13 protein-coding genes are annotated in these 16012 nt (G+C 57.2%); 8 read left to right on the forward strand and 5 right to left on the reverse strand.

Going from position 1 to position 16012, the window contains the following annotated elements; genetic code table 11:
- Positions 1 to 64: 64 nt before the first annotated feature.
- The 4 genes from BQ8011_RS04445 to BQ8011_RS04460 form a co-directional block, all read right to left on the reverse strand.
- Positions 65 to 1822 (reverse strand): DUF2075 domain-containing protein, encoded by a 1758-nt coding sequence (locus tag BQ8011_RS04445; protein WP_083429927.1) that lies wholly within the window; start codon positions 1820 to 1822, stop codon positions 65 to 67.
- The gene (locus BQ8011_RS04450) at positions 1809 to 2129 is read right to left on the reverse strand and encodes a nucleotide pyrophosphohydrolase (RefSeq protein ID WP_072455198.1); all 321 of its coding nucleotides are present in this window, start codon (positions 2127 to 2129) and stop codon (positions 1809 to 1811) included. The genes BQ8011_RS04445 and BQ8011_RS04450 overlap by 14 nt, the downstream gene beginning before the upstream one ends.
- Before the next feature lie 52 nt (positions 2130 to 2181).
- Positions 2182 to 2847 (reverse strand): hypothetical protein, encoded by a 666-nt coding sequence (locus tag BQ8011_RS04455; protein ID WP_072455200.1) that lies wholly within the window; start codon positions 2845 to 2847, stop codon positions 2182 to 2184.
- Between the two features lie 65 nt (positions 2848 to 2912).
- The gene (locus tag BQ8011_RS04460) at positions 2913 to 4004 is read right to left on the reverse strand and encodes an endonuclease domain-containing protein (RefSeq protein ID WP_231945263.1); all 1092 of its coding nucleotides are present in this window, start codon (positions 4002 to 4004) and stop codon (positions 2913 to 2915) included.
- Between the two features lie 467 nt (positions 4005 to 4471).
- Between BQ8011_RS04460 and BQ8011_RS04470 the strand changes: the two genes are divergently transcribed.
- The 8 genes from BQ8011_RS04470 to BQ8011_RS04505 all read left to right on the forward strand — a co-directional run bounded on the left by BQ8011_RS04470 (position 4472) and on the right by BQ8011_RS04505 (position 15289).
- Positions 4472 to 5530 (forward strand): 3-isopropylmalate dehydrogenase, encoded by a 1059-nt coding sequence (locus tag BQ8011_RS04470; RefSeq protein WP_072455203.1) that lies wholly within the window; start codon positions 4472 to 4474, stop codon positions 5528 to 5530.
- A gap of 234 nt (positions 5531 to 5764) precedes the next feature.
- Positions 5765 to 6916 (forward strand): branched-chain amino acid aminotransferase, encoded by a 1152-nt coding sequence (locus BQ8011_RS04475; protein WP_072455204.1) that lies wholly within the window; start codon positions 5765 to 5767, stop codon positions 6914 to 6916.
- 233 nt (positions 6917 to 7149) lie between these two features.
- Positions 7150 to 8817: an ABC transporter ATP-binding protein/permease gene (locus BQ8011_RS04480; protein WP_072455205.1), complete on the forward strand. Its 1668-nt coding sequence runs from the start codon at positions 7150 to 7152 to the stop codon at positions 8815 to 8817.
- Positions 8814 to 10619, forward strand: a complete 1806-nt coding sequence (gene cydC / locus BQ8011_RS04485) for a thiol reductant ABC exporter subunit CydC (RefSeq protein ID WP_072455207.1) — start codon at positions 8814 to 8816, stop codon at positions 10617 to 10619. Before BQ8011_RS04480 ends, cydC begins: the two co-directional genes overlap by 4 nt.
- Positions 10620 to 10718: 99 nt before the next feature.
- On the forward strand, positions 10719 to 11909 hold the full coding sequence (gene manA / locus BQ8011_RS04490; protein WP_072455209.1) for a mannose-6-phosphate isomerase, class I: 1191 nt from the start codon (positions 10719 to 10721) through the stop codon (positions 11907 to 11909).
- Positions 11910 to 11977: 68 nt separating this feature from the next.
- Positions 11978 to 12658, forward strand: a complete 681-nt coding sequence (locus BQ8011_RS04495; RefSeq protein WP_072455211.1) for a DedA family protein — start codon at positions 11978 to 11980, stop codon at positions 12656 to 12658.
- A gap of 73 nt (positions 12659 to 12731) precedes the next feature.
- Entirely contained in the window at positions 12732 to 14579 is a 1848-nt protein-coding gene (gene ilvD, locus BQ8011_RS04500) for a dihydroxy-acid dehydratase (protein WP_072455214.1), read from the forward strand.
- Between the two features lie 20 nt (positions 14580 to 14599).
- Positions 14600 to 15289, forward strand: coding sequence for a Pr6Pr family membrane protein (locus BQ8011_RS04505; protein WP_072455216.1), 690 nt, complete (start codon positions 14600 to 14602; stop codon positions 15287 to 15289).
- Here BQ8011_RS04505 and BQ8011_RS04510 read toward each other — a convergent pair.
- A complete protein-coding gene (locus BQ8011_RS04510) occupies positions 15272 to 15982 on the reverse strand; it encodes a YggS family pyridoxal phosphate-dependent enzyme (RefSeq protein WP_072455218.1) in 711 nt (236 codons plus the stop codon). The genes BQ8011_RS04505 and BQ8011_RS04510 overlap by 18 nt on opposite strands.
- Positions 15983 to 16012 lie beyond the last annotated feature (30 nt).

Genomic DNA, 16012 nt, shown 5'->3' on the forward strand with positions numbered 1-16012 from the left:
CGAGAACTGACGATTAGTCGACAGTTCTCGGGTACAGTGCTTTTCGGTGACTTTTGACCGCGTTTTATGCGCCCTTGATGCGCTCGCGAAGCGTGCTTTCACCAGCATAGATATAGGTTCCACGGATTCCGCGCGTGAGTAGAACGCGGTAGCAATTGCGGATGTACCTAAGAAGATCGTCATCAGTAGTTTCGCGCTCTGAGGGCTCCAATGCGAGGCCAACATTCGCTTTTCCACGCTTGTCTGCGTAACGGCTGCGATTGGCCCTGAGGCAGCCATCGGGGCCGACCTCGATGTCGGGGCCGATAATTACTCCCGCATAGTTCAGGTCATATCCCTGAAGTGTGTGGATAGAACCGACTTCATCAGGATTTCCTTTTCCGACCCAATCTTTGGTAGTGCTGTTCCAAAAAAGTTCGCAGTCGCCGATGACAATATCCGGAGTCACTTGATCGTCTTTAGAAACCCACTCCCATGCGTATCCGGCAGCGAGTCGAGAAAGGCCGTATTCTTCATTTTTCTTACGAATCTCGCCGATCATTTCGTTTAAATCTGTGAAAACGCGAAGTTCGTAGTCTTTAATATGTGGCACCTCGATGGGGGAACACGGGCCAACAGACAACAATTGATCAAGAAACTCTCCGTATTCTGCAGAGTCTCCTTGGATTCGCAATTGTGAATGTAATGCGTGGATTCGACCAGAAGCACGACTTGAATCAAGGCAGGCGTTAATTTCTTTGGGCGTGAGATCCTGCGGGCGCACACTCTGCTCTGGGTCGAGAAGCAAAATCAGGTGATCACATTGTTTTCTCAGCCAGTCCAGCTGGCTGTTTCCCGACTTAGGGTTACCAAAGAGGCGCTCATTGATTTTTCGATACTGTCTTGTCAACTTCCCAACTGCCTGTGCGGAATATCGATTTAAACGGTGGGCCTCATCGACAATGAGGATGTCGAAGCGTTCGTTAGACTCACCTACATCGAATGGTGTCAGAACCATGCTGGGGGAAAGGTGCGAAATGTTTGAGAAGACGTCTTTGACAGATGCGCGGAGCGATTGCTGGGGAACAACAAGCCCAATCCTTCGCCCCTCAAATAACTGTTTGTAACCTTCTTGGTAGTACTCGTCAAAAACTGATTCACCGGTGGGTGCTTGATTCGGGGTTCCCAGATCTGACAGTAACTTTGTCAGGAAGATACCAACGACCGTCTTTCCTGTCCCCGCGCTTCCCTGGACGACGTGGACTGATGATTCTCCTTCTTCAAGCGACTGCCATAAGTCGTCAATAATTGCCTCGGTCACTTGGATTTGATCGTCATTCAGTGCCTTGTAGGGGGAGTACTTGAAGAGGTTACTATTTCGAATGTCTAGGGCGCTCTGATTAAACAACCCTAAAACCCGAAGATTCTCAACAATCTGATCGAAAGTGACCTGGTAGTGTTCGCGATCAAAGTAATCGCAATCAGCAATACCTGCGTTGCTGTTAATGACCTGGTATTTTCCGTCTCCGGAGAACAACATGATTAGTTGGGACTCCAAATCCAAGCAAGTTGACTTGTTGAAAGTATCGTCAAGGATGACGCGAATTTCTCTCAAGCCCTGTTTCTGTGGATTCTGCAGGTGCTGACGTGTACGACTGAGGAAATCTGTCGTTTCGCCGACATAGAGTCGTTCGTCATTATTGATGATGTAGACGACTGGCCAATTATGAAGACGGGAATTGGCATCTGTCTTTACATCGGTCGCACCATCATCGCTGAAAGAAAACTCCCGAATTTCGATATGTCTGCGTGCCTCAGCAATTTTCTTTTTAGAGCTGGTCATACTTCATGCTGCTCCCACGCGACTTTTCAACTGGATACTTCTGCGCCGTCACAGCAAGCTTTTCCAACACGATCTGATCGGGCTCAAGCCCGATCTTCATTGCAAGGAAATAACAGTAGGTGAGGACATCGGCGAGCTCTTCCTTGACAGCCTGAGGATCCCCATCGGGCGACCACTGGAAGCACTCTAAGAGCTCAGCGGCCTCGATCGAAATTGATTTCGCCAAGTTTTCGGGCGTGTGGAACTGGTCCCAGTCGCGCTCCTCGGAGAACGCGCGTAATTTCTGTGCAACCGCATCGTCAAGCATGCTTTCACTTTACTGTGAAGCACTCCCATCCGGGGGCAGATATGCGAGCTCTCTACCAAAATACTAGTTGGTATCTTTTCCTTCGCGGATTTCTGAATGCGTCCTCGCCATAGAAATTGATTTGCCTGTCGCCCCACCAGGAAAGGAACTCCTCAGCGGTTTCACCGTTGTGCTCTTCGTCGAATGCACAGTCAAATGAGGCGATGATTCCATCGGTTGCTTCAGCCAGAGCCGCGCAAACCAATCCGTAACCGGTTGAAGCAACGGGAGGGCCACCAAAGTTACGTTCGTCGGACCAGTAGTGGTCTTGTGCCAGAATTTTTGCTAGTCGAGTTGGAGGAACAATATCTTCGAATTCTTCAACGATGTACCACAAGCCAAGGTGCTCCGGTTTGTAGTCAGGTGGGTTAGTCAAGTCTTCTTCGCTAATTCGATCGTCATCTTCGACGAAAGAACAACTAGGCCAAGAATCCGAATCCCAGATCCCATCAATCGAATATTCGAAGCCCAGATACAAATCTGGTGTCCACACCGTGTCGATTTCAACGTACTTAATTGGTATATCTGCCCGAGAAGGATAGAAAGCTTTAACCTCTATTGTTGAACCGATACCGTGACGGTTCAACAATGTTTGAAATAACTCTTGTGTGCGACTACGAATCTCTTCAACAAGAGGCAGAGCATCTACTGTCGGATAAACATCAATGGTTGTCGACATGGGATTATGCTACTGACTCCCGCCTTCAATTCGTGCTTGTTTGGCGCACATGCGGAAAACTAATTTTAAGTCCAGCTTTCGTCTGACTCATGCCACTCGTGGCCTCGAAAGCGCCGTCCTTCTCCATCACACCGCTCACTTGGCGGCTCCCACAACAGTGCGTAACGAGCGGGAATAGGTTTCGAGGCTACCCCGATCGCAGAGTTAATTCGTCTGCGCAGCTCACTCCAATCGTTGAAATCCAGCCAGTTGACTCGAAGGAAACGCCAGCCCTGGTCTTGTAGTGCCTGCTCGCGTTGAACCCACGAGCGCTTCGCGCGGTCGAATTCCCCCTGTGTTGATCCCAGTTTCTCAATCCCATCGAACTCGATGATGAGTTTGCGCCGCGGAATCGCGATATCAGCGAAGAGAGGTCGTCCACCTGCAGATAGCTCACACTGCGTCGAAAAGTCGTAGGGGCATAGAGAGCGAACCACCCACGCAAGCGCGGCCTCGGCAGGATTGCTACACCCGGGGTCGATTGTGCTCAGTATCCGTTGCGCGCGGGCATAGCCGCGGCGTCCCTTCGCGCGTTCCAAACGCGAAAGGATCTCTTTCCGTATGTCTTCCGCACGGCCTCGGCAGGCATCTTGCGAAAAATTACTGAATCCAGACCACTTGTGGAGGGCGCCGCATCCCAGTACAAATGCTTGCAGCGCGTCATCGTGCATTGCGCAACGGATCAGCGCGTCGTAGGGGTGCTCGGTCAATATCCCTGAAACCCGCGCGCGTTCCGAGGTAATCGGCGGGCCACGTCGATAGACTCGCCGAACCGCGGGCACGGGCTTTGCCGCGCATCTAAACGGCGGAATGAGCTGACTTGTCCGGCGCTGCGGCTGATATAACTCGACATTCGGGTTCGCGATCCAGCCTTGTACGCCGTGGAGTAGAAGCGCCGAGGTGCCAACGACAAGCGGCATCGGATCTCCTTGCTGGACTGACGCAATAATGCGTGCCATCGCAATTGACTTCCAGATATCCCATGGTTTTGCGCTGCTCGGATCAAAAGGCAGCTGGACGTAGGCGCCGCGGTGTAAGCGCAATTGCCCCTTGAGAGGGGAACTTCTGGAGGAGCTCCCGCGATAGCTCAAGGTCACGTGCGGCAGTTGTGTGCTCATAGTGGACAGTGTGGGGCGGGGGAGAGGGCTTTGCGTTTTTCGAGCGAAACCTGTGGATGAATCGTTGAAATCCTGCGCTGTGGATGAGTTCGTTGCGTGCGAAGCGAGACTTTCGGGTGGTGTTGGGTCGGTTTAGAGCTGTTTCGTGCTTCGTGTGTGGTGTTGACGGTGAAATTCGGTGACTTCGACGCGGATTCACGCTGCTTGGAGTGGCTTGTGTCGGGTATTCACGGTGAAATCCGGTGTCGTCCGATCGGATTGACACCGGTTGGCGCGATTGACACCGTTTGGAGGACGGGCATTGCGCTTTTTGGGCTATGCGATGCCGCCAAGTAGCGTCAATGCCGCCAAGTGGTGTCGATAGGGGAGGCGTGGGGAGCTGAGTTCAGGAACGAGGCCCCGCCTCGCGCACCCCGAAATATGGACACCTTCTGCCGACCTGCCGCCCCCCGCGCAACAATGGCAGCATGACACATCTGAAACTCGCAGTAATCCCCGGTGACGGCATCGGGCAGGAAATCATCCCCGAAGGCATCAAGGCTCTGGAAGCTGTCATTCCCTCTGATGTCACACTGCAGTACACAGAATTCGATCTTGGCGCGCGCCGCTATCACCGCACTGGCGAGATCCTGACCGACACGGACCTCGAGGTCATCGACCAGCACGATGCCATCCTCTTGGGTGCGATTGGCGATCCATCGGTCGCCTCAGGCGTCCTTGAGCGCGGCCTGCTCCTTAAGCTCCGTTTCTCGCTGGACCACTATGTCAATCTGCGCCCCTCGCACTACTACCCGGGTGTCCCGACCCCACTGGCGAACCCCGGAGACATTGATTTCATCGTCGTGCGCGAGGGCACTGAAAGCCTTTACGCCGGAAACGGCGGAACCCTGCGAAAGGGTACGATTCACGAGGTCGCACAGGAGATCTCCGTCAACACGGCCTTTGGCGTTGAGCGCCTGGTGCGCTACGCATTTGAACAGGCAGCAGCCCGTCCGGCTCACCACCTGACACTGGTCCATAAGCACAATGTTTTGGTCTTTGCCGGTGGCCTGTGGAGCCGCATCGTTGAGGAAGTGGGCCGCGAATACCCGCAGGTCCGCGTCGACTACTGTCACATTGACGCCGCAACGATCTACATGGTGACTGATCCGGGTCGCTTCGATGTCATCGTCACCGATAACCTCTTCGGCGACATCTTGACCGATGAGGCGGGAGCTGTCACCGGCGGCGTTGGCCTTTCGGCCTCGGGAAATATCAACCCCGAAGGCGCGCACCCCTCAATGTTCGAGCCCGTCCACGGCTCCGCGCCCGACATTGCGGGTCAGGGCAAGGCGGACCCGACCGCAACCATTGCCTCTGTTGCGCTCATGCTCAATCACCTCGGCTATGCCGATCAGTCGCGCGCGATCATGGACGCGATTGAAGAAGACATGCGCAACCGTGCGGCCGCTAATGCCGCTGGCGACCCTTTGGTACGTACGACCGAGCAGATCGGCAACGACCTGGTCGCGCTGATTCGCCGCTGACGAGGCCGCGCCCGGGGGAGTGGGAGCCGGAAGACTCCCGACGCCCGGGGAGCAGAAACCAGAAGACCCACTCCGCCGGCACCGCTCACCCTAGAGGAATGCGAACCAGGCCCGGGGGAGCGGGAGCCGAGAGTCGCGCGCACCGCCCCCAACGGGTCAGATGGCGGACCACCTTATGCTTGACCCCCGCAAGGGGAATATTCTGAAAGCACTTCAGCTTTTGAGGAGGACACGATGACAGAAACGCAGCACACTCCCACCGAATTGGAGCGATTGGGGGAGGAGCCTCTGCCTTCTGCAGATGAACTGGCTGGTCGTTTCCCGCTGACCCAGAACCCGAATCCGACCCCGCAGGCGGATTACGAAAAGGCCATGGAGGAACTGAACTTCGGAACAGTTTTCACCGATCACATGGCACACATGCGCTGGACGCCCGAAACCGGATGGGGCCAGCGCGAGGTCATTCCCTTCGGTCCTCTTGATCTGTCTCCCGCGGCCGCTGTCCTTCACTACGGCCAGTCTGCTTTCGAAGGCATCAAGGCCTACCGTCACTCCGACGGCAGCATTTGGACATTCCGTCCCGGCTTTAATGCCGCGCGTATGAACCACTCGAATTGGCGTCTGGCCATGCCGCAGATGGACCGTGAGGACTTCGTGGGCGCGCTCGTCAACTACGTGCGTGCAGATGAGAAGTGGGTTCCGGGTGCTGAAGGATCCTCTCTCTACCTGCGTCCCTTTACTTTCGCGTCTGAGCCCTTCCTTGGCGTGCGCTCCGCTCACCAGGTTGACTTCTACGTCATCGGCTCCCCGGTTGGCCCCTACTTCAAGTCGGGCACTCAGACCGGCGTGTCGATCTGGGTTGAGAAGCACTACCACCGCGCTGGCCCTGGCGGAACCGGTTCCGCGAAGGCTGGCGGTAACTACGCGGCCTCGCTACTCCCGCAGAACTTGGCCGCAGAGCGCGGTTTCAAGCAGGTTTGCTACCTGGATACCTACGAGCACAAGTACCTCGAAGAGCTCGGCGGAATGAACATGTTCGTCGTCATGGCCGATGGAAGCGTGCGTACCCCCAAGCTCACCGGCGTGATCCTCGAGGGTGGCACCCGTAGCGCGATCTGCCGCCTGCTGCGTTCGCGTGGTGTGCTGGTAACCGAGGAATCCATTGCTCTTGCCGACCTGGTTGAGGGCATCAAGAATGGCTCGGTCGCTGAGATCTTTGCCTGTGGTACCGCTGCTGTCGTGACCCCGATTGCACGCCTCGCCTCGGACGATTTCGACGTCGAGCTTCCCGCGGGTCCTGTCACCCATCAGATTTGGAAGGACATCACGGACATCCAGATGGGCCGCGCGGAAGATCCCTTCGGCTGGATGTACCGTCTGGCCTGACTCGATTGACGAGGCCGTGGCCGCCTTCCCGCGCACTTAAGCGTGGGCGTGCCCGCGAGTTTGCGTTGTAAACCTTAATAAAGGGGCGTTCGGAGTAATCCGAACGCCCCTTTATGCACCCTCTTTACTTGCTCCAACCTTCTATATGACTTTCTGTCATTAAGAAGCTAAGGTAGTCCTAAGTAGAGTCATAATGAAATGACGTCATAAAGCCGAATGAGGAGAGCGAATCGATGGGACCGGAGCTCAACGCCTCGCCAAGCGCACTACCGCAGCCTTTCCCGAAACAGCGGATGGCGAACGTTATCGAGATCATCAAAAATCTGCTGCCTGCGATGTTCCTGATCATTCTCTACATCGAGCTCGGTTCAGTCATTGATGCTCTCATCAGCGGCAATATCAGTCTCCCGTCACTGGGATACCTTTCACTCTTAGCCTTAGCAGCAGGAATGATGGCGTTTAGCGCCTCCTTCTCGGGGGGTACACGCCTGCGCGCAGAAGAACCACGTCTACGTCACGCCATGGTCGCCCAGGTTTTCCGCTTGGGTGTCAGCGAGCGCACGAAGGAACGTTCGGGTCGCATCGTCAACACTGCGACCGACGGAGTGGAACGTAGCTCGAACTATCGGGGCACTTTCATTGCCCCCATGTTGGCCTCCTTGCTCACCCCGCTTCTTGTTGTTGTCGTCGTTTTTACTATGGATCCGGTTTCAGGAGCGTTTCTCGCGATCTCGATTCCTTTGGTTCCGCTGACCGTTGGCGCGTTCCAAGCAGCTTTCCGTTCAGTGTCGAACCGCTACCGCACAGCATCGCGAGCGCTCGCGGCCCAAGAACTTGACGCGATCCAGGGGCTTTCAACGCTGTCCTACATTGGTGCAGGAAAAGCCGTTGGTCGCACCCTCGCTGATGCGGCAGAGAACGTGCGCGTCAAGGTCATGCGTTACCTTGCGGGAAACCAAATGGTCCTGTTGGTTGTTGACGGTGTCTTTTCGCTTGGAATGATCACCGGCGCGACAGCTCTTGCTTACTGGCGTCTCAGCGATGGTCGTTTCAGTGTGGGCCAGGCCGTCACCCTTGTTCTGTTGTCCTCGATCATGCTGGATCCTTTGGATCGAATCGGTCAGTTCTTCTACATCGGCATGGGAGGTATCGCTGCAACCCGCGAAATTAAGCGATTCACCAGCGAAACTCCTGAGGTCGTCGACCCGGCAGAAGATGGCGTTCTTGCTCCGACTTCGCTTCCCATCCCCGGAGAAGTACGTATCAACGGCGTTTCTTTCGCTTACGAGGCCGACCTCCCGATCCTTGAAAATGCTTCCCTTCGTGTTGCCCCCGGTGAGCACATTGCCATCACTGGTACATCGGGCGCTGGAAAATCAACGCTTTCAAGCCTGATCCAGGCGCACCACCGTCCCAGCGAAGGATCCATCTGCATTAATGGCGTTGATATCTCCCAGGCACCCCTGCAATGGGTTCGCTCGCAAATCGCTGTCGTCGAACAAACCACCTACCTTTTCTCTGACACTTTGCGCGCGAACATCTTGATCGCCAACCCTGCAGCGAGCGATGAGGATATCCTCACGGCGCTGCGCACCGTCGGCCTCGACGATCTTCTGGCGAGGCTTCCCGAGGGCTTGGATACCCGCGTCGGCGATAAGGGATTGGCACTATCGGGCGGTGAAGCGCAGCGCGTCGCACTTGCCAGGGCATTCATCAAAGACGCCCCAATCCTTTTGCTTGATGAACCCACTGCACACGTCGATCTGGAAAGCGAAAGACAGATTCTTAACGCTATCGATACCGTCGCACGCGGGCGCACAACCATCACGATTTCCCACCGAGGAGCAACAATCGCTCACGCAGACCGCCAAGTTGAACTGAAGGAAGGGGAACTTCGATGAACCCCCAGAGCTTCACGCGCATGGATCTTTCGCGCCGTCTAATCCGAGTTGCGCGTCCCGTCCTTTTCCCGCTTGTTTTCTCTCTACTTGCGCGTATCGTTGCGCTGGTTTTGGGGATCGCGCTCTTTGCGGTGGGAACATGGGCATTGGGTTCGTATGCCTCGGATCCGGCTTCGGTCACCCTGTCATGGGTGGTGTGGGCGCTGGTGATCATGTCCCTGCTCAAGGCCATCTTCCGCTACCTCGAGCAATACGCGGGACACTACGTTGCTTTCCGTTCTTTGGCCCTCCTGCGCAACTACTTCTTTGATTCGCTAGAACCCCAAGCTCCGGCGATGACCGAGGGGGCAGATACCGGTGACCTTCTCTCGCGAGTCACGAAAGACGTCGATCGTGTCGAGGTCTTCTTCGCTCACACCCTGGTGCCCCTGGCAACAGCGGTAATCGTTCCCATCGGGACTGTCGTGTGGATGGCATTTGCAATTTCGCCGCTCAATGCGCTTGTCCTTGCGCCTTTCCTTGTCCTGGCAGGGATTTGTGTTCCGACCGTCGGTGGCAAGACCACCGGCGAAGCAGCGCAAGTGCTTCGCGCAACTCGCGGCAAGCTCTCGCACCACGTTACAGACTCGGTTCAGGGCGTACGCGAAGTCATTGCCTTCGGGGCGCAGGAACACCGCATGGACGAAATGGCTGACGAGCTGGAAGAATACATTTTCCACGCTCAGTACAAGACGTCTTTCTGGATTGCTATTCGCCGAGGCTTCAACCAAGCACTGCTTCCCCTAGCAGTTGTTGCCCAGCTTCTTGTCGCCGTCTTTGCGCTTCCTTCGGGTGCTTTGAGCATTGCTCAAGTCACCATGTCCTTGGGCGTTGCACTGGCCTCCTTTGCACCGGTTTTGGCGGTTGAAGATCTGACTGCGGATCTGGATCAGGCCTATGCCTCGGCGGCGCGAATCTTTGCCGTGACCGACCGTGAACCGCTGGTTCCCGATCCGGAAAGTCCCCGTCCCGTTGATGGCGGCGGTGATCTTGAGATTACGGGCGTGGACTTTACCTACCCGCAGGTTGCTATAGCTTCAGGTCTTCACGATGACGCGGAAGAATACGAGAAGCATCGCCCCCAAGTCCTTCACGATGTCACTTTGACGATCCGGGCCGGCTCGACGACTGCAATCGTTGGTGCCTCGGGCTCCGGGAAATCGACGCTTGCCGGGCTGCTTGCCCGCGTGTGGGATCCGGACTCCGGATCGATCAGTATCGGGGGAGTGGACCTGCGTGAGGACACCCAGGACCATATTCGCTCTGTCGTCACCTTGGCTCCGCAGCGCGCACACGTCTTTAACGATTCAATTCGCGCGAATCTTCTTCTTGCGCGCCCTGACGCTACCGATGCCCAACTCCGCGAGGCTTTGGAAGCGGTTGACCTGACAGCCTGGGTCGCCTCGGAAAGCGAAGGAATCGACACCCAGGTCGGCGAAATGGGCGAGCGCATTTCCGGCGGACAACGCCAGCGGCTGGCCCTTGCCCGCGCGCTCCTGCGCGATACCCCCATCATGATCCTTGACGAGGCCACCTCCCAAGTTGATCGCGAAACTGAGGTACGCGTGCTGGCCGGGATTCGCAGGCGCACCAGTGATAAGACCCTGATCGTCGTCGCTCACCGCCTGGACACCATTCGCGATGTTGATCGCATCATCGTCATGGATTCGGGCCGCATTGTGGAGAGCGGAACCTGGGATGAACTCTACGAATCGGGTGGAGCATTACGCGCTCTAGCTGAACGCGAAGAAGGGACACGCTAAACTTTTCACACATACCGAGCGTTTCGTAAAAACGCCGTCCACTCGTTGTTCTCCAACGACGGACGGACCTCGGTGTCATGGAAAGGCTGAGGAGACCAGATGGAACAGCTGCAGGGCTGGCGCAAGTTTGACGATTGGGGCTCGCAGAGCGCAATCGCTGAATTCTTGGGTGAGACCCCAGGACCCAGGCCTGTTTCTGAACTCTGGTTCGGTAATCACCCAGATGGTCCAACCCTCCTCCAGGACGGTTCAACTCTGGGTGACCTCATCGCGCAGGACCCGAAGAAAGCACTTGGCTCGGGCATCCTCTACGCCTTTGGAACCAACCTGCCCTTCCTCATGAAAGTCATTGCACCCGACGAGACGCTTTCCCTTCAGGTTCACCCCACCAAGGAAATCGCCCGTGAGGGCTACCTGCGCGAAGAAGTCCTTGGAATCGAGCGTACCGCGCCGAACCGTTCCTACCGGGACATGAACCACAAGCCCGAGATGCTCTACGCATTAACTGATTTTGATGCGCTTATCGGTTTTCGAGTTCCCCGTAAGGCCCGGCGACTCCTCGAAGGACTGGACGGGGAACTGGCCGAATTGCTCCGCCGTCGCCTGAACCTCTCCACGGTCCGCGGGGGCCTGCGTTCCTTGGCCTCGTGGGTCTTCGATATCGATTCACCAGTGACTCCGCCCTTGGTGGAAGAATTTGTCGCCGCCTGCCGGAGCCGTCTCGAAGCGGGGGAATCGCCCTCGCTTCGTGCCGACCAACTGGTGTGTGAACTTGAGGCCGCGCACGGTGGTGACGCGGGAATCATTCTGGCATTCCTCATGAATCCTGTGTCTTTGCGTGCAGGCGAAGCGGCCTACATTCCGCCGCGCCAAATCCATGCCTACCAGCGGGGTCTGGGCGTTGAGGTCATGGCGGCCTCGGATAACGTTATTCGCGCGGGGCTGACCCACAAGCACGTCGACAGCGCGCAATTGGTGGAAATCGCTGAATTTTCGGCGCTCCCGCCGATTCGCCTCGCTCCCGAGCACCCTAGCCCACACTCGGATCGCTTCCTCGCTCCCGCGCAGGAATTCGAGCTGACCGTCACGACCTGCACTCCCGACCTGACCGCCTTGCGTGTCCCGGGCGAGGGTCCGCGCATTGCCCTTGTCACCCGCGGCCGCCTGAGTTTGTCGACCGAAGCGGGGGAGTGCACCCTGGGCCAGGGCGAGGCCGTCTTCATCTCTGCCGCGGAGCACCACCTGCGTATCGCGGGCGAGGGCGAGCTCGTTCAGTGCTCCGCCCCGTGATCAGGTTTCACAGCCCGCGCTAAGGGTGAGCAAAACTCTTCCATGCCTAGCACCGCGATGCTACAGGCATGAGTAATCTTCTTGAACCTATTGTCCAAGCCGTTGTTACGCTTGTTGGTGCCCTTGGTGCCCCCGGCGTCGGTATTGCTGTTGCTGCAGAGAACCTCTTCCCGCCCATCCCCAGCGAAGTGATCCTGCCTTCCGCGGGCTTTGCTGCGGCCTCGGGAAGTATGGGGCTGATCAGCGCAATCGTGTGGGCGACGCTCGGTTCGCTTGCTGGTGCGCTCGCCCTGTATGCCTTGGGCGCGTGGTTTGGCCGGGCGCGCTTTTACTTCCTGGCTGCGAAGATTCCTTTTGTTAAGGAAGCTGACATCAAGCGCGCTGAAGCGTGGTTTGTGCGCCGAGGCCCGCTGGCAGTTCTCGTGGGGCGCATCGTTCCCGTCGTGCGTTCCTTGATTTCGATTCCGGCAGGTATTGAACGAATGAAACTCCTGCCCTTCACTGTGTACACGGCAATTGGCTCAGCGGTGTGGAATTCGATCCTCATTGGTGCCGGATATGCGCTCGGCGCGAATTGGGCACTCGTCGAAGAATGGATTTCGCGATATCAGCTTATCGTTTTTGCCCTCGCAGGAGTCGCGCTTGTGGTGTGGGCGGTCAAAAAGTGGACAGCTCGCAAAGCCTTAGTAAGCACCGCAAAACCGCGCCACATGACGAAAAGCGTACGCAAGACCTCGTCCATTTCCTGATCTGAGCGAGAACTAGCCCCCATGCGGAACTAGGGTTGAAACAGTTACGAAAATGTCATTGGGGGAGTAAACGATGAGTAAGCCCTTGCGTTCAGCAACATCAACTCAAGGCCGCAACATGGCCGGAGCACGTGCGCTCTGGCGCGCAACCGGTATGGAGGACGGAGATTTCGGCAAGCCGATCATCGCGATCGCGAACTCTTTCACCCAGTTTGTTCCCGGCCACGTTCACCTCAAGGACATGGGCGAGCTTGTCGCTGGCGCAATCCGCGAGGCGGGCGGCGTCGCAAAGGAATTCAATACCATTGCCGTTGATGACGGCATTGCCATGGGCCACGACGGCATGCTCTACTCGCTGCCTTCGCGCGAGGTGATCGCGGACTCGGTGGAGTACATGGTGAACGCTCATCGCGCGGACGCTCTTGTGTGCATCTCGAACTGTGACAAGATCACTCCCGGTATGCTCATCGCTGCCATGCGCTTGAACATCCCGACGATCTTTGTTTCGGGCGGCCCGATGGAGTCTGGTGCCTCCATTGAAGGCGTTGTCGAGCACCGCCTCGACCTGATCGACGCAATGGTCATGGCCGTGGATGATTCGGTTTCGGATACCCAGCTTGCTCAGGTTGAGGCCAATGCCTGCCCTACCTGTGGGTCCTGTGCGGGCATGTTCACTGCAAACTCGATGAACTGCTTGAACGAGGCAATTGGCTTGGCACTGCCCGGAAACGGAACGACCCTGGCCACGCAGGTCGAGCGCAAGAAGCTCTTCTTGGAAGCTGGCCACCGCATTGTCGATATGTGCCGCGCGTACTACGACAACGATGATGATTCGGTTCTGCCCCGTTCCATCGCCACCAAGCACGCCTTTGAGAACGCAATGAGCTTGGACGTTGCGATGGGCGGCTCCACTAACACCGTTCTTCACATTCTTGCGATCGCTCACGAGGCCGGGGTTGATTTCAATCTGGACGACATTGATGCGATTTCGCGCCGGGTCCCTTGCCTGTGCAAGGTGGCCCCGAACTCGACGACGTACCACATCGAGCACGTGCATCGTGCCGGTGGTATCCCCGCTCTCCTCGGCGAGCTTAACCGTGCGGGTCTGCTGCAGCGTGATGTTCACTCCGTCCATGCTCCTTCCTTGGAGGAATGGCTTGCCAAGTGGGATATCCGCAGTGGCAGTGCGAGCGACGAGGCCAAGCATCGCTACCTCGCCGCGCCCGGTGGCGTGCGCACGACCCATGCTTTCTCGACTGCGAACCTCTTCGAGTCCTTGGAAACGGATTCCGAGAACGGGTGCATTCGCGACGTCGAGCACGCATACACAAAGGACGGTGGACTTGCGGTCCTTTACGGCAACATCGCCGAGAAGGGCGCGGTCATTAAGAGCGCGGGTATTGATGAGTCGCTCTTCCACTTCGTGGGTCGCGCCTTCGTCGTGGAGTCTCAAGAAGAGGCAGTTGAATCGATTCTGAGCAAGAAGGTTCAGGAAGGCGACGTCGTCGTCATCACTTACGAGGGCCCCAAGGGAGGGCCGGGCATGCAGGAAATGCTCTACCCGACCTCGTACCTCAAGGGACTGGGCTTGGGTAAGAAGTGCGCGCTGATCACCGATGGTCGTTTCTCCGGCGGCACTTCTGGTATCTCGATCGGTCACATCTCTCCCGAGGCCGCTGCCGGCGGTGCAATCGGCTTGGTTCGCACGGGCGATGAGATCGAGATCGACGTCAACAAGCGTCTGCTTCGCGTGAATGTCAGTGATGAGGAACTTGAGCGTCGTCGCGCTGAGAAGGGGGCCACTCCGTGGAAGCCGTCCAAGCCTCGTTCGCGTCACGTCTCTGACGCCTTGAAGGTCTACGGAATGCTTGCCGCGTCTGCAGATAAGGGTGGCGTGCGTATTCTTCCCGACTGGGCATAGGACCAGTGAGAGGAAAGCAGATGACTCTGGCGACCGCTGGCCGTTGGGGCTATGCGCTTGTGGCAATCGCCGCGTGGCTTGGTGTCGTACTGACGCTGATTATTACCGCTGTCGACGGGTATTCTCGCGAGGCCGTGGCCCGGCCTGGGATGTTCGGTGGAGCTCCCTTTGGCTGGGCCGGCTTCGGCCAGAGAATGATTGAATGTCTGTCTTACTTCACGGAGTGGTCGAATATTCTGGTTGCGATTGTCGCAACGCTCATCGCGTTTCGTGGCAGTGAGATCGGCTCGTGGGGACGCGCACTTCAACTGTGCGCGCTCATGATGATCACGGTGACGGCGATCGTCTACCACTTCTTGATTCGTCCAACTGAGGTCCTAAGCGGTTGGTCTGTCTTGACGAATCCGCTCCAGCACGTCGTTGTTCCACTTCTGATGGTCGTCGTTGCATTGGCATGCGGGCCGCGCGGAGGAGTGAGTGGCGGAGTCGTCCTTAAGGCTCTGGTCATTCCGATTGTGTGGATGATCTACACGCTGGTTCGCGGCGCTTTCGTCCACCAGTACCCTTACGATTTCGTCAATGTGACGGTCTTGGGATACCAGCAGGTATGCATCAATATCGTCGCAATTTTGTGCGGGGCGCTGGTATTTCTCGGTGCGATCGTTGGGATCGACTGGGTGGCTGGGAAGGCTCTATCCGCGCGTAGCTAGGCGCCGGGCGCCAAAAACCGCGGTTCCGACGCGGACGATTGTTGCCCCTTCTGCGATCGCCCATTCGAGGTCATTACTCATCCCCATCGACAGCTCGAGGGTGCCTGTGGGGAGGTCAAGCTCTTCGGCGCTGCGGTCACGTAGCTGGCGCAGCTGGGAGTATCCGCGGCGCACATCTGTTTCGGCGGAGGAGTTGAGACCGACGGTCATGAAGCCTGCGAGGCTCAGGTGTGCCGAGGTGGAGACGGCCTCGATGAGGGCAGGGACATCGGTGGGACTGCAGCCGTGTTTGGTCTCTTCTCCAGAGATGTTCACTTCAATGAAGACGGGGAGTTCGCGGTCGAGGCGTGAATCGATTTTTTGGACAAGTGGGATGGAATCAATCGATTCAATTGCGTCGACGCAGGCCAAGGCCTGATTGATCTTGTTCGATTGGAGCGGGCCAATCAAGTGGACCTGTGTTCCGGGCACTTGCCTTATCGCTTCGACTGTTGCCGTGGCTTCCTGGACGCGATTATGCCCCAACAGGATTGGCTGACCTAGGTCACTCAGGGCCTGGGCAGCCTCGCGACATTCCTCGGGAGTGCGAGTCTTCACTGCGAGTTCCAGGTCCACGCGATCGGTGCGACCGCAGGCTTGGCGCGCGCGGTCAATACGGTCAATGGCCTCGGCAATCGCTGAAGGAATAGTCATACTCTCAGTGTAGCCACACGACTCAGGGGG

It is taken from the genome of Actinomyces marseillensis (genome assembly GCF_900155605.1).
Classification (GTDB): Bacteria; Actinomycetota; Actinomycetes; order Actinomycetales; family Actinomycetaceae; genus Pauljensenia; species Pauljensenia marseillensis.